Genomic DNA, 17281 nt, shown 5'->3' on the forward strand with positions numbered 1-17281 from the left:
CATGACTGACGAATTTTCCGTGGAAAGTGTCTACGCCGAGCTGCTGGGGCGTGCGCCGGAAAACAAGATGGAGCCCCGGCTCGCCCCGCTGTTCCGCGCCATGGACGTGCTCGGCGAGCCCAACAAGGCGTTCCCGATCATCCACGTAACCGGAACCAACGGCAAGACGTCCACGTCCCGCATGATCGAGTCCGTGCTGCGGGCCCAGGGCCTGAGCACGGGGCGCTACACCAGCCCGCACCTGTCCAAGGTCACGGAACGGATCAGCATTGACGGGCACCCGGTCTCCGACGAGACGTTTGTTCGGATCTGGGACGAGATCCGTCCTTACCTGCAGATCGTGGATGCCGAGCTGGAGGCGGACGGGCAGCCCCGCCTGACGTACTTCGAATGCCTCACCATCCTGGGCTTCGCCGTTTTCGCCGACCAGCCCGTCAACGTGGCCATCATCGAAGTGGGCCTGGGCGGCATCACCGACGCCACCAACGTGGGCGACGGACAGGTATCGGTGATCACCCCGATCTCGCTGGACCACACGGACCTGCTGGGGGACACCACCGAGGACATCGCGCACGAAAAAGCCGGCATCATCAAGCCGGGCGGCTTCCTTGTCAGTGCCGCGCAGCCGCTGGACGCCGCGCAGGTCCTGCTGGAAAAAGCCAAGGAACTTGGCGTGCCGTTCCGCTTCGAGGGCGTGGAGTTCGGCGTCGAATCCCGCACCGTTGCCGTGGGCGGCCAGATGGTCACCATCCAGGGCATCGCCGGGCGCTACCCGGACCTGCTGGTACCGCTCCATGGCGCCCACCAGGCGCAGAACGCAGCCGTGGCCGTGGCAGCCCTGGAAGCGTTCTTCGGCGGCGAAAAGGAACTGCCCTTCGACGTCCTGCAGGAAGGCTTCGCCGCCGCAACCTCGCCCGGCAGGCTGGAAGTGGTGCGGTCTGCGCCCACCATCATCGTGGACGCAGCCCACAACCCGGACGGCATCAAGGCGTCGGCCGCGGCTCTGAAGGAGGCCTTTACCTTCTCCCGGCTGGTCCCGGTGGTGGGCGTGCTTAAGGAGAAGGACGCGGAGGAAATCCTCCGTGAACTCAAGGAATCCCTGGGCGACGTGGCGGAGGAATACTGCTTCACGCAGTCCAATTCACCCCGCGCCGTGCCGGCGGCCGAACTGGCCGAGCTGGCCATTGACCTCGGCTTTGGCGAGGACAACGTCCATGTCGAAGAAAAGCTCGACGACGCCCTGGAATGGGCGGTGGAACGGGCCGAAGCCAACGACGACCTCTCCGGCGGCGTGCTGGTCACCGGCTCCATCACCCTCGTGGCCGAGGCCCGCATCCTGCTCGGAAAGACGGAGGCGTAGCCCATGGCCAGGCTGACCAAGGCCCAGCGCGAATGGCGCCCGGGCATGCCCAAGAAGCGGCGCTCCACCAAGGTCATGTTCGCTTCGACGGTGCTCCTGCTGGAGGCGTTCGTCATGTTCTTTGCCACCCTGGCAGTGTTCGGCCTGCGCCGCGGCGAGTTTCCACCGGCGCTTATCCTGGGTGTCGGGATTGCCCTGAGCGTGGTCATGGTGCTGGCCTGCGCGGTCCTCCGCAAGCCCTGGGGCATCGGACTGGGCTGGGTGCTGCAGGTGGTGCTGATCCTCACCGGCATCTTCGAACCTGCCATGTTCCTGGTGGGCGCACTGTTTGCCATCTGCTGGTGGTACGGCATCCGCACCGGAATCAGGCTGGACCGCGAGGCCGGGCAACGCGAACGTGAACAGGCCGCGTGGGAGGCAGCCAACCCGGACCAGGCCGCCGGATCCGGTCAGGCCCAGTAGAGCAGTCCCCGTAGACTTGACCCGAAACCCCACCAACGCATTGGAGCAGTTGTGACCACTGAGCGCACCCTCGTCCTGATCAAGCCCGACGGCGTCGCCCGTAACCTCACCGGCGCCATCCTGGCCCGGATCGAAGCCAAGGGCTACGCCCTGGCCGAACTCAAAAAGGTGAACGCCACCCGCGAGCTCCTGGAACAGCACTACGAAGAGCACGTGGGCAAGCCGTTCTACGAGCCGCTGGTGGAGTTCATGCTCAGCGGGCCCGTGGTTGCCGCGATCTTCGAAGGCCACCGCGTCATCGAAGGCTTCCGTTCACTGGCAGGCACCACCGACCCCACCACCGCGGCTCCGGGCACCATCCGTGGCGACTTCGGCCGCGACTGGGGACTGAAGGTGCAGCAGAACCTGGTTCACGGGTCAGACTCCACCGACTCCGCTGAGCGCGAGATCAAAATCTGGTTCTAGTACCCGCCCCCGCGCCGCCCTGGCGGCGCGGACCAACAGGTAAGGCCAATGTTCTTCGCGAACATTGGCCTTACCTGTTACTTCGAGTGGTTTGGGCGGCTAGAACCCTGAGGTGCCGGCGAACACCTGGATGAAGGCGAAGAAGATGCTGGCAATGACGCCCACGTAGATCAGCGCCACGATGATCCAGCCGGAATCGGCCACGACGCGGGCGGCGCCCGACGGCACGGGAATGACACCGGCCGAGATGTTGCGGATGGTTGTCCAGACAAACAGCGGAATCATCGCGGCCCAGACGATCATGCAGAAAGGGCACAGGACGTGGATGTCATACAGGGCCTGGGACCACAGCCACACCACGAAGATGAAGCCGAGCGTGACGCCGGCCTGCAGCCCCATCCAGTACCAGCGGGCAAAGGTTGCGCCGGAGAGCAGGGCCATGCCCACGGTGATGATGATGGCGAACGCCACGATCCCAATGAACATGTTGGGGAAGCCAAAGAGTGAACTCTGCCAGGTCTTCATCACTTCGCCGCAGGAGATGAACGGGTTCACATCGCACACTGTGGTGTGGTTCGGGTCCTGCAGAACTGCGAGCTTTTCCAGGACCAGGGTTCCGGAAGCGAACCAGCCGATAGCCCCGGCAATCACCAGGAGCCAGCCGAAGGGCCGGTTCCGGGCCATCATCGGCGTATTTGCAGCCTGGGCGCTGTCCGGGGTGGTGGTCCGCTCCTGGGCTGGCGTGCCGCTGGCGGCGGAGATGCTGGGCATTGGTATGGCGTCCTTTTAGTCGGGTGCTCCTGAGCCTGATTGTAACGCCGGCGGCTGGGCGGAACGCCCAGGAAACAGAAAGCCCCCGGCACCTTCCCACGTGATTTACCCCGCGTGTGAGAGAATGAACGTGGCTGGAAGCCGAACCACATTCGGTCTCCGGTCCGGTGGTTTGTTCCCAAGACCGCCAATGACGAGCAGGGCAGGCCTCGGATTTTCCGACACTCCCGCAATCTCCATTGGACGGCACCTGGTTGTGGCATGTAGAACAACGGGTTTCAGAACTTTCCACTGGCTCCTACGGGCTGCCGCACCCCAATGCCGGTGCGAACCTGGGAGCATCCACTTGACTTCTGTCAGCGCCTGCGGGTTTTGACAATATGTGCCCCAATGGGTGCCGGATGTGGCGGTACGTCAGGGGCAGGAGTGTTGCCACAGATGAACAATGAAACAGAGCTTTCCGTTAATGAGGTTGAACCGGCTGTGGAAGCCGCGGCCGAACCCAAAAAGGCTCCCCGGACCCGACGCAAGGCAGCGCCGAAGGCCGATGACGCCGTAGCCGCAGCCGGCGCAGCCCCCGCTCCAGAGGTGTCGGCGGAAGGTGCCCCTCGCGCGGCGGCCACGCCCGAAAACGCGGACGCCGACGCAGTCCCGGCCAAAGCTGCCGCCCGCCGGCCCCGGGCCAGGAAGAAGGCAGACGCCGCGGAGCCGCTGCCGGCCTTCGCCACCGATGCAGCCCCCGCGGAATCCGCTGCTGCAGCTGACGCTGCTCCCGCCGAAGCTGCCACGGCCGCAGAAGCGACTGCGGCCGTGGAAGTGCCAGCGGAAACGGCCGGGACCAAGCCGGTCCGCCGCCGTCGGGTTGCCACGAGGAAAGCTGCCCCTGCGGGGGGCCCTGCAGAAACGCCGGCCCCTGCGCAGGAACTGCCCGTCACCGCTGCCGCGCTGGACAATGAAACGGCGGACCAGGGCGCCGAGGCCCGGGAAGCGGCCGTAGAGGAGACAGCCAAGCCCGCGGCACAGGAACCCGCCGCCGGGGAAACTGCAGCAGAGGCCGCGCAGGCCCACGGCACGGCAGCTGCCGCGCCAGCAGGAGAATCCGCTGCGACGCCGGCCCAAGTCGCCGCAGCTGACGAGGAACCTGGCGCGTTCGCCTCCTTGTTCCTCGAGCCCGCCTCGCCCACCTCCGTGCTGTTCCAGGCACCGGACCTGAGCACCGTCGTCCGCCCCGCAACGCCCGCCGCAGCGGAACAGGGCGGGGACGAAGACGACGACGAGGACACCGAATCCGAGGAAGCATCCGGCCGCCGCCGGCGCCGCAGCCGTGGCCGCCGCGGTCGCAGCCGGCTGGACGACCGCGAGGACGCCGGAACCGAAGGCTCCGAGGCGGATGACGCCGCTGACGAATCGGACGAGGAAGAAACCGGTGCGGCGGAGGACGGCGTGACGTCCCGCCGTCGCCGTCGCCGCCGCCGCGGTGACCAGGACCTCGAACTGACCGGCGGCAACGACGACGATCCGCCCAACACCGTTACCCGCGTGCGCGCACCGCGTGCCGTCAGCGAGGCACCGGCCAACAACCGGGTGACCAGCGTCAAGGGTTCCACCCGGCTGGAAGCCAAGAAACAGCGCCGCCGCGAATCCCGGGACACGGGCCGCCGCCGCACCGTCATCACCGAAGCGGAGTTCCTGGCCCGCCGTGAATCCGTGGACCGGCAGATGATCGTCCGCCAGCGTGACGACAGAATCCAGATCGGCGTCCTAGAGGACGGCGTTCTGGCCGAGCACTTCGTCTCCAAGACCCAGCAGGACTCGCTGATCGGCAACGTCTACCTGGGCAAGGTCCAGAACGTGCTGCCCTCCATGGAAGCCGCCTTCGTCGACATCGGACGCGGCCGCAACGCCGTCCTGTACGCGGGTGAAGTGAACTGGGAAGCCGTCAACCTCGAAGGCAAGCAGCGCCGCATCGAGAACGCGCTGAAGTCCGGCGACACCGTCCTGGTCCAGGTGACCAAGGACCCCGTGGGCCACAAGGGTGCCCGCCTGACCAGCCAGATCTCCCTTCCGGGCCGGTACCTCGTGTACGTCCCCGGCGGTTCCATGACCGGTATCTCCCGCAAGCTGCCCGACGTCGAGCGGAACAGGCTCAAGCGCATCCTCAAGGACCGCCTGCCGGAGCAGGCGGGCGTCATTGTGCGCACGGCGGCCGAAGGGGCGTCCGAGGAGGAGCTGACCCACGACATCAACAGGCTCCGCGCCCAGTGGGAAGGCATCGAAAGCCAGTCCTCCTCCACGAAGGTCCTGGCTCCGGAGCTGCTGTACGGCGAGCCCGACCTCACCATCAAGGTGGTCCGTGACGTCTTCAACGAGGACTTCTCCAAGCTGATCGTCTCCGGTGAGGAAGCCTGGGACACCATCGAGGCCTACGTCACCTATGTGGCTCCGGACCTGGTGGGACGCCTCGAAAAGTGGACCAAGGACCAGGACATCTTCGCTGCCTGGCGGATTGATGAGCAGATCCACAAGGCCCTCGAACGCAAGGTCTTCCTGCCCTCCGGCGGCTCGCTGGTGATCGATCGGACCGAAGCCATGACAGTGGTGGACGTCAACACCGGTAAGTTCACCGGAAGCGGCGGCAACCTCGAAGAAACCGTCACGAAGAACAACCTCGAAGCGGCCGAGGAAGTGGTGCGCCAGCTGCGGCTGCGCGACATCGGCGGCATCATCGTGATCGACTTCATCGACATGGTCCTGGAATCGAATCGCGACCTCGTCCTGCGCCGCATGGTGGAATGCCTGGGCCGCGACCGGACCAAGCACCAGGTGGCGGAAGTCACCTCGCTGGGACTCGTCCAGATGACCCGCAAGCGCATGGGCACCGGGCTCCTGGAAGTCTTCGGCGAGCAGTGTGAAGCCTGCGCGGGCCGCGGCGTCGTCACCCATGACGACCCCGTGGAGCACCGCCGCGCCAACATCGTGGCAGCCGAGCAGCACGTCCACCGCTCTGACATCCGCTCCGATGCCCGCCCTAATGGGAACCGCAGCGAGGGCCAGCGCAATGAGGGACAGCGCCCCGACAGCAACCAGGAAGGTACCCGCGGCGAACGCAAGCGCCGCCGCGGACGTGGCGGCCAGCCGGCCGAGCCGGCACCCGCACCCGCGGCTGTGGCAGCCCACCCAGTCCAGCCGGATCCGCACGAGGCCGAACGCCACGCCAAGGCTGAAGCCACCAGGCTGGCCTTGGCCAACATTGCCGCAGCTGCCCACGCTGCGCACCTGCACGATGACGAGGTGGCGGCCCGTCAAACCCCTGCCCAGCAGGACGCGGGCACAACGGAGAGGCACGACGACGGGACGCCGGTACGCCCGGCAGCTGTCCTGACGTTCGGCGGCGAGAAAGTCGCGCTGCCGTTCGTTGAGCACGCAGACGAGCAGCAGCCCTCACCTGCGCTGTCGCTTGACCGGCTGGCCGAAGCGTTCGCCCACCTGGGCCAGCCGGCTTCGCCTGTTGGCAGCCAGTCGCGGGAGTCCGCCACGGTCCAGGCCGCGCCAGTCACCCCTGAACCGGCGGAGGCAGCGGCTGCGGCACCCCGGCAGCCCGTCGCAGCTGCGGCCCCCGCACGTGAGCCGAACGCCGCTGCCGCCCCCGACCTGTCCCGGCAGCGCCGTCCCCGGCGTAACCGCAGTGCAAGCAGGGCCCAGGGCGCGGCCAACGAGACCACCGTGGAACACCATGAGAACGTCCCGTCGGCCAGCGAAGGCCACTCCCATGCCGCCAAGGCGCCCGAGCCTGCCGCGCCGGCAGAACCGGCAGCCAAAGCCGATGCGCCCATCATCCTGGGCGTAGGGGTTCCTGCCTCCGAGCTCTGACCGGACCCAGGCACTGCAGATGCCCGGCCCCTCCACTCCTGTGGTGGGGCCGGGCATCTGCCGTTAACGGGGAGTGGACCTCAGCAGCACACTTCACAGGTGCAGTCACCTTTCGGTTGACTGCTGTCCAACGGCTAGGCTGGGGAACCGACACGGGGTGCCGCGCACCAGGCCCGGCTGAGATCCACACCCGTTGAACCTGTCCGGTTAGTACCGGCGAAGGGATGTCTCTTTGTCTACGACCCTTGCCATGCCTGCAGCCACCCCGCTCCCGAATCCCTCCGCGACCGAACTGCCGGCTGCCGGACGCGATGTGCCCCGCGTCCTAGCCATCGCGGGCTCGGACCCCTCCGGCGGGGCCGGCATCCAGGCCGACCTCAAGAGCATCGCAGCGCACGGCGGCTACGGCATGGCCGCCATCACTGCCCTCACAGCCCAGAACACCCGCGGAGTGACCGCCGTCCATGTTCCTCCGGCATCCTTTTTGGCGCAGCAGCTCGCGGCCATCAGCGACGACATCGACGTGGACGCCGTCAAGATCGGCATGCTGGGCGATGCCGACGTGATCGCTGCCGTGCGCACCTGGCTGGAGAAGGTGCGCCCCGCCGTCGTGGTCCTGGACCCGGTCATGGTTGCCACCAGCGGGGACCGGCTGCTGCAGGAGAGCGCCGAAGCCGCGCTCCGGAACCTGGTGCCGCTGGCCCACCTGGTCACCCCCAACCTGGCCGAACTGGCCATGCTGCTGGAAGAAGACGTACCGGACACTTGGGAGGCGGCGCTGGATCAGGGCAGGCGGCTGGCTGGTGCCACCGGCGCCGCCGTGCTGGTCAAGGGCGGGCACCTGCAGGGCAGCAGCTGCCCGGACGCCCTGGTTGGGCCGCCGGGCATGCTGTCCGCGGACGTCGTCGAAGTCCCGGGGGAGCGGGTGGCCACACGCAACAGCCATGGCACAGGCTGCTCCCTGTCCTCCGCCATGGCCACGGTCCAGGCCCAGGTGGGCAACTGGGAAGCAGCTCTTCGGGAAGTGAAACCCTGGCTTGCTGGGGCGTTGGCCGCGTCCGCGGCGCTGGAGGTGGGAACCGGCAACGGTCCCGTCCACCATTTCCACCACATCCGCCAAGCCCTTCGGCCAGGCGACTTCACGGCGCAGCTGCGGAAAGATGCCAACGCACACCTTGAGTCGATCTACGCCTTGGACTTCATCCAGGGCCTGGCCTCGGGGACACTGCCGGAAAGCGAGTTCGCGTATTACCTTGCGCAGGATGCCATCTACCTGAACGGGTATTCGCGAGTCCTCGCCCGGTCCAGCGCGCTGGCCCCCACGGAGGCCGAGCAGCTGTTCTGGGCGGCGTCGGCCCAGCAATGCCTCGAAGTCGAGTCGGAACTGCACCGTTCCTGGCTCAGCACCCGCACCGTCCTCCCCGAACTCGGGCCTGTCACCAAGGCCTACGTGGACCACCTGACCGCCGCTTCGGCGTCGGGCAGCTATGCAGTCCTGGCAGCAGCTGTCCTGCCCTGTTTCTGGCTGTACGCGGACGCGGGGAAGACGCTCCATGCCAGGTTCCTCGCGGACGGGGAACCGGCAGGCCACCCCTACGCCGAGTGGCTCCGCACGTATGCCGACGAAAATTTCGCGGAGGCAACGCGGCGGGCCATCGCGGTGGTGGACGAAGCGGCGCGCAAGGCCTCCGCTGACGAACGGCACGCCATGGCCACCGCATTCCGGCAGTCCTGCCGGCTGGAAGTGGAGTTCTTCGACGCGCCGCGGCTCCACTCCTGAACCCGCCCGGGCCGTGCTGCCGGTACTATGGTCTGGCACGGCCCCGGTGGCGGACGATGTCTGTGGTTCCTATCACAGCCGACCCGCCGGAGCCAGCCTCATTTGCGGCCGGAGACGGAATTAGCGTATTCTGGATCTTCGGTGCTTACGCCAACACTTGGGTTATGACCCCGGGAACATGCCAACGTGGAAAACACAAGGCAGTCCTGCGGGATAACTCATGGAGACCTTCGGGGAATCCACGGCGTTGAGGCACAGCGGGAACCCAGCCAAACAGTGCAACGGGTGCCGCACGCAATTTTAGTTATAAACGTCGAGAGAAGTGAGTTCCCAAGTGGTGTACGCGATTGTCCGCGCAGGCGGCCGCCAAGAGAAGGTTTCCGTTGGAGACTTCGTTACCCTGAACCGCGTCGCCGGTGGGGCTGGCAGCACCATCGAGCTGCCCGCACTGCTCCTGGTTGATGGTGACAAGATCACCACTGCCGCTGCTGACCTGGCCAAGGTGACCGTTACGGCTGAAATCCTCCAGGACCTCCGTGGTCCTAAGATTGTCATCCAGAAGTTCAAGAACAAGACCGGTTACAAGAAGCGCCAGGGTCACCGTCAGGAACTGACCAAGGTCAAGATCACTGGCATCAAGTAACCACCGGTTACTGTTCAGGTTTTCAGCAGATTCCCCAGAATTTAAAGGCAGGCATTTCAGATGGCACATAAAAAGGGCGCGAGCTCCACTCGCAACGGTCGTGACTCCAACGCACAGTACCTCGGCGTCAAGCGCTTCGGCGGCCAGGTAGTTTCCGCCGGCGAAATCATCGTCCGCCAGCGTGGCACCCACTTCCACCCGGGCGCCGGCGTTGGCCGTGGCGGCGACGACACCCTGTTCGCACTGACCCCGGGCGCCGTTGAATTCGGTACCCGCCGCGGTCGTCGCGTCGTCAACATCGTTGCTGCTGCAGCTGCAGAGTAACAACCAGTTCTGAAGCGGTGGAGCGGGCCAGTTGGCCCGCTCCACTGTTCTTTTAAGCGCATTACAATCGATAGGGCGTCCATGGGCGCCCACACGACACTGAGGAGATTTACGTGGCCAGCTTTGTAGACCGGGTAGTACTGCACGTATCCGGCGGTACCGGCGGCCACGGTTGCGTCTCCGTCCACCGTGAGAAGTTCAAGCCCCTCGGCGGGCCCGACGGCGGCAACGGCGGCAACGGCGGCGACGTCATCCTGCGCGTGGACCACCAGACCACCACGCTCCTTGACTACCACCATGCCCCGCACCGGCACGCCACCAACGGCGGTCCCGGCATGGGCGACTGGCGCGGCGGCAAGAACGGTGAAACCCTGGTCCTGCCTGTGCCCGACGGCACGGTGGTGAAGTCAAAGGACGGCACCGTCCTGGCGGACCTGGTGGGGGAGGGCGCCGAATACATCGCCGCCGCCGGCGGACCGGGAGGGCTGGGCAACGCCGCCCTTTCGTCGCAGAAACGACGCGCACCAGGCTTCGCCCTGCTCGGCATCGAGGGTGAATCCAGCGACATCGTCCTTGAGCTGAAGTCCATTGCAGACATCGCCCTGGTGGGATTCCCGTCTGCCGGCAAGTCCAGCCTCATCGCCGCCATGTCCGCTGCGCGCCCAAAGATCGCCGACTACCCCTTCACCACCCTCATCCCCAACCTGGGTGTCGTCCAGGCAGGCGAAGTCCGGTTTACCATCGCGGACGTCCCGGGACTCATCGAGGGTGCCAGCGAGGGCAAGGGCCTCGGCCACAACTTCCTGCGGCACGTGGAACGCTGCGCCGCACTGGTGCACGTCCTGGACTGCGGCACGCTCGAATCCGAACGCGATCCGCTCTCCGACCTCTCCATCATCGAGACCGAGCTTGAAAAGTACGCGGTGGACATGAGCTACGCCGGCCAGGACGGCGAAGTCGTCCCGCTGAACCACCGGCCCCGCCTGGTGGCACTGAACAAAGTGGACCTGCCGGACGGCAAGGATATGGCTGAATTCGTCCGCCCTGAGCTGGAGTCCCGCGGCTACCGGGTCTTTGAAGTCTCGGCCACCAGCCACGAAGGCCTGCGGCAGCTCGGCTTCGCCATGGCCGAGATCGTCAAGGCGGCACGCGATGCCGTCGAAGCCGCTCCGCCGAAGGTTACCCCCACTGTGCTGCGTCCCCGCGCCGTCAACGAAACCGGATTCCGGATCCGCCGCGAGGAGAAGGCCCACGAGCCGCTGTTCCGGGTCCTCGGCGACAAGCCTGTGCGCTGGGTCAAGCAGACAGACTTCACCAACGAAGAGGCCATCGGTTACCTGGCCGACCGGCTCGCCAGGCTGGGCGTGGAAACCGAGCTGTTCAAGATGGGCGCCAAGCCGGGCGACACCGTGGTGATCGGTGAAGACGATGGCGTGGTCTTCGACTGGGAGCCCACCATGATGGCTGGTGCAGAACTTCTCGCGTCGCCGCGCGGAACCGACATCCGCTTCGCCGACACCGGCGACCGCCCCACCCGCACCCAGAAGCGCGAGGAGCAGCAGGAACGCCGGGACGCCAAGGCCGCTGCCCGCGCCGAACTCGAAGCCGAACGCAAGGCCGGCATCTGGACAGAGTCCGTCAGCGGACGGCGCGCAGCCCAGCCCACCAAGGAAAGTGGCCTGGACTCCGGCGATGAGTCCTAGGGCCACAGCCACGGGACCGGCCTCCGGTTCCGTGGACAGGAGCGCGCTGGCCGGCGCCCGCCGGGTCGTAGTGAAGGTCGGCTCCTCCTCGCTGACGAGCATCAAGGGCGGAATTTCCGAGGAGTCACTCACGGCCCTCGCGGACGCCCTGGCTGCCAAACGCAACAGCGGCACCGAGATCATCCTGGTTTCATCAGGCGCCATCGCTGCCGGGCTGGCCCCGCTCGGCCTCCCGAAGCGTCCCCGGGACCTCGCCACCCAGCAGGCTGCCGCCAGCGTGGGGCAGGGGCTCCTCATGGCCCGGTACACGCAGGCGTTCGGCGCCCACGGCGTCACCGTCAGCCAGGTCCTGCTCACCGCGGAGGACCTGATGCGGCGGAGCCAGCACACCAACGCCTTCCGGGCCTTGGACCGGCTGCTGAACCTGGGCGTGGTTCCGGTGGTGAACGAGAACGACACCGTGGCCACCCACGAAATACGCTTCGGCGACAACGACCGGCTCGCGGCCCTCGTGGCGCACCTGGTCCGCGCCGACGCGCTGGTGCTGCTCTCCGACGTCGACTCCCTCTACGACGGTCCGCCAGCCCACGGGGCCAAGCGCATTCCCGTGGTGGCGGGACCACACGACCTCGAGGGAGTGTCCATCGGCAAGACCGGCAAAGCCGGGGTTGGCACCGGCGGCATGCTCACCAAGGTTGAGGCGGCCAGCATGGCCGCAGGATCGGGCATCCACGCCCTGGTGACGTCCACGCCCAACGCTGCCGCCGCACTCAACGGTGAGGACGTTGGCACCTGGTTCACCGTCAACGGCGCCCGCAAACCCGTACGCCTGCTGTGGCTGGCCCACGTTGCCTCTGTCCAGGGCAGGCTGGTCCTGGATGAGGGCGCCGTCCGGGCCGTCCGGCACCACCGGACCTCGCTGCTGCCGGCCGGCATATCAGCGGTGCACGGAGTCTTCGAAGCGGGCGACGCCGTCGAGATCGCAGGTGCCGACGGCACCGTCGTGGCCCGCGGCCTTGTCAACTACTCCTCCGAAGAGCTGCCCCGCATGCTGGGACGGTCCACGCGCGACCTCGGCGAGGAACTCGGTACCGGCTACGACCGTGAAGTTGTTCATGTTGACGACCTGGTGCTGGTTTGAACCGGGGCCTCGCCTAAACTTGAACCATGACTGAGGCCCTGATCCACACGACTGCCGACAACCCCGCAGACACCGCCGCCGCGGCCACCCCGCAGCAGCAGGCCCCCTCAGCAGCTCCTGCCCCGGCCGACGGTCAGCTCACCGATGCCGGGATCGAGGCCGCTGTTCACGCCATTGCCGACCGTTCCCGCCACGCCGCCCGCCGGATGGCCATGGCCAACCGGGCCTGGAAAGACCGCGGCCTGCGCGCCGTGGGGGCGGCACTGCAGGCGAACACCCGCGCCATTCTCGATGCCAACGCGCGCGACGTCGCCAACGGCAAAGCCAACGGTACATCCGCAGCACTGCTGGACAGGCTGACCCTCACCGATGCCCGCATCGAAGGCCTCGTTGCCGCCCTGGAGAACCTGGCCAACCTGCCGGATCCCGTAGGCAACGTGGTCCGCGGCCAGACCCTTCCGAACGGGCTGCGCCTGCGCCAGGTCAACGTTCCCATGGGTGTCGTAGCAGCAATCTACGAGGCCCGGCCCAACGTCACTGTGGACATCGCAGGACTTGCACTCAAGAGCGGCAACGCAGTGATCCTCCGCGGCGGCAGCGCAGCGGAGTCAACCAACGGCGTCCTGGTGAGGGTGTTGCGCGACGCCCTGGAGTCCGTGGGACTGCCTGCCGACGCCGTCCAGACCGTGGACCAGTACGGCCGGGCCGGCGCCACCGTCCTGATGCGTGCCCGCGGCAGGGTTGACGTCCTGATTCCGCGCGGCGGCCGTGACCTCATCCAGTCGGTGGTGACCAACTCCGCCGTGCCGGTCATCGAAACGGGTGAAGGCAACGTCCACATCTTCATCGACGAATCGGCCAACGAGGACATGGCGGTGGAGATCCTCCTCAACGCCAAGACGCAGCGGCCCAGCGTCTGCAACACCGTGGAAACCCTCCTGGTCCACTCCGGGTCCACCGTGCTCCCCGCCGTGGCCAAAGCGCTCAGCAAGGCCGGCGTCAGGCTGCATGCCGATGAACGCGTCCGCGCGGCCCTGCCGGCTTCGGTAGCTGCCGACGCCGCCACGGACGAGGACTGGGGCACGGAGTACATGGACCTTGACCTCGCCGTGGCCATGGTGGACAGCCTGGACGAAGCCGTCCGCCATATCCGCAAGTGGTCCACGGGCCACACGGAGGCCATCCTGACCAACGACCTCGCCAACGCTGAACGGTTCATCGCCGAGGTGGACTCCGCTGCCGTGATCGTCAACGCTTCCACCCGTTTTACCGATGGCGGGGAGCTCGGACTCGGCGCCGAAGTGGGCATTTCCACCCAGAAGCTGCACGCCCGCGGGCCCATGGGGCTCACCGAGCTCACCACCACCAAGTGGATCGTCCAGGGTGAAGGCCAGGTCCGCGGGTAGCAACGCGGTAACATAGACCAGACGCCAAAAAGCAGCGGAAAAGTCCGCTGCCCCAAAATACTTGAACCTAGGGGAGAACATGCTGTTCCAGCAGATCGCCACGACCATCGCCGCAGCAGGCGAAGCAGAACACGAGGAACTCGCCCCGCTGTGGGCTGAGCCGTGGGTCTTCGGCATCGTCATGTTTGCGATCCTCCTGGTCATGATGTTCATCACCTTGTCCTACAACAACCTGGGCAACCGCCACACCGCCACGGAGGAGCACGCGGACCCGCACCGCCAGCACCCGAACAAGCACGATCACGGGCAGGGCCACTAACATTTCCCGCACTTTGCGCCGGAGCAGTGACAAGGGCCGGATTCGGCTGGGCGTGATGGGCGGGACATTCGATCCCATCCATCACGGCCACCTTGTTGCCGCCAGTGAGGTGGCTGCAGAATTCGACCTGGACGAGGTTGTTTTTGTCCCTACCGGACAGCCATGGCAGAAGTCCCACAAACGGGTTACCGAGCCGGAACACCGCTACCTCATGACAGTTATCGCCACAGCGTCCAATCCGAGGTTTACGGTAAGCCGGGTGGATGTGGACCGTCCCGGTCCCACGTACACCATCGACACGCTGCGCGACCTCCGCGCGCAGCGGCCGGACGCGGACCTGTTCTTCATCACCGGTGCCGACGCCCTGGCGCAGATCCTGTCCTGGAAGGACATCGACGAACTGTGGTCCCTGGCCCATTTCGTTGGAGTCACCCGTCCGGGCCACGTCCTTGACGGCATGGGGCGCGACGACGTCAGCCTCCTCGAAGTGCCGGCCATGGCCATCTCTTCCACAGACTGCCGCACCCGGGTAGCGGGAAACGATCCCGTTTGGTACCTGGTGCCTGATGGTGTGGTGCAGTACATCGCGAAGTATGGCCTGTACGCCCCGGCAGCCGGGGACGATCAATCTTCCGAAGCACGCGAACGAGCCAGCACTGAATGAGTTCTTTATGAGCCAGGAACAGCCCCCCATCCGCAGCCGCCGGGAACTCCGGAAGGCGCGGGACGCCGCCCAAGAGTCGGCTGAACCCACGGGTAAGGAGCAGCTTTCGCCTGCCACAAAACCGTCGCCCGCCGCACAAGCGGGGACAGGTGGGAAGCCCCAAACACCCGTGGCCGCCGCGGCGCCTGCGCCCGTCAAACCTGCTGCGGCGAAGCCTTCCGCTGCTCCTGACCAGGACCAGCAGCCCGTGGACCAGCCCAGCGCGGCGCAGGCCCACACACAACGGTCATCGCAAATCCGTGCCCGGGACAGGGCAGCACTGCGCACCATCAAGGACCTGGAGGAAAAGGAAGGCCAGCTGGCCGCTGGCGGTCCTCCCACCCGCCGCCAGCTTCGCCTGCAGCAGCTGAAGGAGCAGGCCCTCACGGCGGCCAACCCGATCGTTCCTCCCGCCGCCACGCCGCCTGCTGTCCCGTCCAGGACGCCGGCCCGGCCCGGACCCGACGTCGACAGTAAAGCTGCACCGTCCGCCGGGGGAGAAGGCAAGGCGGCTCCGGATGCGCCGTCCGGACGTCCTGCCCAGAAGGCCGCCGGCGCTCCTTCCGGCCCTGCAGGGATGACTGTTGAACAGGCGCTGGCTGCCCGTTCCCTGATTGCCGAGCAGGCCAAGAACCAGATCGCCAAGATGGAGCACATCGCCTCCATGGATCCGGAGGCGGTGGATCCCGAAATCCTTGCCGAGCAGATCGCCCTGGCGGAACGTGCAGCAGTGCTGAACCGGCGCGCGATGGCCCGGCAGAAACTCGCTGAGCAGGCCGGCGGCGCTGCAGCCCCCGGCGACAACCAGGCCGTGGACGCGCCATCGAAGCCGGGGCAACCCAAGGCCGCGCACTTCGGGATTGCCACACCCAAGCCAGCTTCGCCCGCGGGTTCCGGGCCAAAGGCAAACCAGCCAAAGGCGAACCCGCCCAAGGACCGGCCGGGCCCATCCACTACGAACAACCTGGCCATGGTCACGCCGCTGGAATTCGTCCAGGTTCCCGGCGTGGACCGGCCCGTCATGAAGCCGCCGGCAACGTCCCATGTTCCGGTCACCACCCGGCCGGGAACCAGGGTTCCCGCAGCCGGCGGAGGCAAAAAGAAGCCGGCCGGCAGGACCGGCCGCGCGGCTGAGCCGGTGTCCGGCCGTTCGCAGGTCATTGCACGGGCCGAAGCGGCAGCCAAGGCCGCCACCCGGCCCAAGCCTGTTGTCTTCCCGGACAGCCAGGCGACATTCGAAGACGTTCCGCGGGTTCCCGCCAGCTCGGCCTACGGGCTGGAACCGTTGGATGCAGCCACCGCCGGCCTGGGCCGCGCGAGGCGCAACCGCATCCTGCAGTTCTGCATCCTGGCCTTCGGCGTCGTGGCCCTGGTGTCCGGCGTCGTCCTAATCATCAGCGGCATGACCCCCTGACCTGCCGCACCCTGTTTTTCCATCAACGAGGAGTCCCGTGACTGCATCAGATACATCCATAACCATTGCCCGCGACGCCGCCAAGGCTGCCGCGGACAAGCTTGCCCACGACATTGTTGCCCTGGACGTGAGTGAACGCCTGGCACTGGCCGACGTCTTCCTCATCGCATCGGCCCCCAGCGAGCGTCAGGTCAACGCGATCGTGGACGGCATCGAGGAAGAACTTGCCAAACAGGACCTGCGGCCTGTCCGCCGCGAAGGCCGTTCCGGTGGCCGCTGGGTCCTCCTGGACTACTCCGACATCGTCATCCACGTCCAGCACGAAGAGGACCGGGTCTTCTACGCGCTCGAGCGGCTCTGGAAGGACTGCCCGGTGGTGGACCTGCAGCTGGAAGACGCCGCCGCAGCCACGTCGGAAAGCGAATAAACCCGCGCCGCTCCGTGGAGTATTCCCGATTTGGAATTCTTGGAACCGCTGATCTAAGATATTGGAGTTGCTTCGGGGAAACCCGAAAAAAGCTCCAAGGAGCGGCAGCAGTTCGGGGCTGTGGCGCAGCTGGTAGCGCACCTGCATGGCATGCAGGGGGTCAGGGGTTCGAGTCCCCTCAGCTCCACCGGACAATCCGCCGGAATCATCATGATTCCGGCGGATTTTTTTGTGCCCCGCAGGACCGGTGGGGCGTCCGGAGGTCCTGGCGGAGAGGCCGCGGGCAGCCGCCGTGCGCTGCGGCAGCCCGCTCGCAGGTGCGATTTGGTGCTGCGGGGAAAGTGCATTAAGCTGGTCAGGTTGCTCCGGGGAAACCGACCGGAACAGCGAAGTTCCGGGGCTGTGGCGCAGCTGGTAGCGCACCTGCATGGCATGCAGGGGGTCAGGGGTTCGAGTCCCCTCAGCTCCACGGAATGAAAAGGGAACCATCACC

Annotated in this window: 15 protein-coding genes, 2 tRNA genes and 1 riboswitch; of the genes, 16 read left to right on the top strand and 1 reads right to left on the bottom strand. The window is 66.7% G+C overall.

Annotated features, from left to right (window positions below; genetic code table 11):
• Nucleotide 1: 1 nt before the first annotated feature.
• From QE394_RS18300 to ndk, 3 genes are read left to right on the top strand one after another with little or no spacing between them, the layout of a single operon-like run.
• Nucleotides 2-1360 carry a folylpolyglutamate synthase/dihydrofolate synthase family protein gene (locus tag QE394_RS18300; protein ID WP_056079738.1) on the top strand — a complete coding sequence of 453 codons (1359 nt, stop codon included), beginning with the start codon at nucleotides 2-4 and terminating at the stop codon, nucleotides 1358-1360.
• A 3-nt stretch (nucleotides 1361-1363) separates the two neighbouring features.
• Complete coding sequence (locus QE394_RS18305; RefSeq protein WP_056079736.1) at nucleotides 1364-1822, top strand: DUF4233 domain-containing protein; 459 nt, start codon at nucleotides 1364-1366, stop codon at nucleotides 1820-1822.
• Nucleotides 1823-1873: 51 nt separating this feature from the next.
• Nucleotides 1874-2287, top strand: a complete 414-nt coding sequence (ndk, locus tag QE394_RS18310) for a nucleoside-diphosphate kinase (RefSeq protein WP_056079733.1) — start codon at nucleotides 1874-1876, stop codon at nucleotides 2285-2287.
• A gap of 99 nt (nucleotides 2288-2386) precedes the next feature.
• Here ndk and QE394_RS18315 read toward each other — a convergent pair whose 3' ends face one another.
• Nucleotides 2387-3058: a vitamin K epoxide reductase family protein gene (locus QE394_RS18315; RefSeq protein WP_349035203.1), complete on the bottom strand. Its 672-nt coding sequence runs from the start codon at nucleotides 3056-3058 to the stop codon at nucleotides 2387-2389.
• Between the two features lie 438 nt (nucleotides 3059-3496).
• On the opposite strand from QE394_RS18315, the gene QE394_RS18320 reads away from it, so the two are divergent.
• The 13 genes from QE394_RS18320 to QE394_RS18380 all read left to right on the top strand — a co-directional run bounded on the left by QE394_RS18320 (nucleotide 3497) and on the right by QE394_RS18380 (nucleotide 17257).
• The gene (locus tag QE394_RS18320) at nucleotides 3497-6928 is read left to right on the top strand and encodes an Rne/Rng family ribonuclease (RefSeq protein ID WP_349035204.1); all 3432 of its coding nucleotides are present in this window, start codon (nucleotides 3497-3499) and stop codon (nucleotides 6926-6928) included.
• Between the two features lie 143 nt (nucleotides 6929-7071).
• A riboswitch (TPP riboswitch) is annotated at nucleotides 7072-7170 on the top strand.
• A gap of 8 nt (nucleotides 7171-7178) precedes the next feature.
• On the top strand, nucleotides 7179-8708 hold the full coding sequence (gene thiD / locus QE394_RS18325; RefSeq protein WP_349035434.1) for a bifunctional hydroxymethylpyrimidine kinase/phosphomethylpyrimidine kinase: 1530 nt from the start codon (nucleotides 7179-7181) through the stop codon (nucleotides 8706-8708).
• A 334-nt stretch (nucleotides 8709-9042) separates the two neighbouring features.
• A complete protein-coding gene (gene rplU, locus QE394_RS18330; protein ID WP_015937330.1) occupies nucleotides 9043-9351 on the top strand; it encodes a 50S ribosomal protein L21 in 309 nt (102 codons plus the stop codon).
• Nucleotides 9352-9411: 60 nt separating this feature from the next.
• Complete coding sequence (gene rpmA / locus QE394_RS18335) at nucleotides 9412-9675, top strand: 50S ribosomal protein L27 (RefSeq protein WP_009372867.1); 264 nt, start codon at nucleotides 9412-9414, stop codon at nucleotides 9673-9675.
• 113 nt (nucleotides 9676-9788) lie between these two features.
• Nucleotides 9789-11378, top strand: coding sequence for a GTPase ObgE (gene obgE / locus QE394_RS18340; protein WP_056079722.1), 1590 nt, complete (start codon nucleotides 9789-9791; stop codon nucleotides 11376-11378).
• Nucleotides 11368-12519 carry a glutamate 5-kinase gene (proB, locus tag QE394_RS18345; protein WP_268157354.1) on the top strand — a complete coding sequence of 384 codons (1152 nt, stop codon included), beginning with the start codon at nucleotides 11368-11370 and terminating at the stop codon, nucleotides 12517-12519. Before obgE ends, proB begins: the two co-directional genes overlap by 11 nt.
• A gap of 26 nt (nucleotides 12520-12545) precedes the next feature.
• A complete protein-coding gene (locus QE394_RS18350; RefSeq protein ID WP_349035205.1) occupies nucleotides 12546-13925 on the top strand; it encodes a glutamate-5-semialdehyde dehydrogenase in 1380 nt (459 codons plus the stop codon).
• A gap of 79 nt (nucleotides 13926-14004) precedes the next feature.
• Nucleotides 14005-14244: a hypothetical protein gene (locus QE394_RS18355; RefSeq protein WP_056079715.1), complete on the top strand. Its 240-nt coding sequence runs from the start codon at nucleotides 14005-14007 to the stop codon at nucleotides 14242-14244.
• 13 nt (nucleotides 14245-14257) lie between these two features.
• Entirely contained in the window at nucleotides 14258-14908 is a 651-nt protein-coding gene (gene nadD / locus QE394_RS18360; protein ID WP_268157358.1) for a nicotinate-nucleotide adenylyltransferase, read from the top strand.
• Nucleotides 14909-14915: 7 nt separating this feature from the next.
• Nucleotides 14916-16361: a hypothetical protein gene (locus QE394_RS18365; RefSeq protein WP_056079712.1), complete on the top strand. Its 1446-nt coding sequence runs from the start codon at nucleotides 14916-14918 to the stop codon at nucleotides 16359-16361.
• A gap of 37 nt (nucleotides 16362-16398) precedes the next feature.
• Nucleotides 16399-16788: a ribosome silencing factor gene (gene rsfS / locus QE394_RS18370; protein ID WP_056079707.1), complete on the top strand. Its 390-nt coding sequence runs from the start codon at nucleotides 16399-16401 to the stop codon at nucleotides 16786-16788.
• 114 nt (nucleotides 16789-16902) lie between these two features.
• A tRNA-Ala gene (locus QE394_RS18375) sits at nucleotides 16903-16975 on the top strand.
• A gap of 209 nt (nucleotides 16976-17184) precedes the next feature.
• Nucleotides 17185-17257: transfer RNA gene (locus tag QE394_RS18380), tRNA-Ala, on the top strand.
• Nucleotides 17258-17281: the final 24 nt, after the last annotated feature.

The organism is Pseudarthrobacter sp. SORGH_AS 212 (assembly GCF_030818145.1).
Lineage (GTDB): Bacteria > Actinomycetota > Actinomycetes > Actinomycetales > Micrococcaceae > Arthrobacter.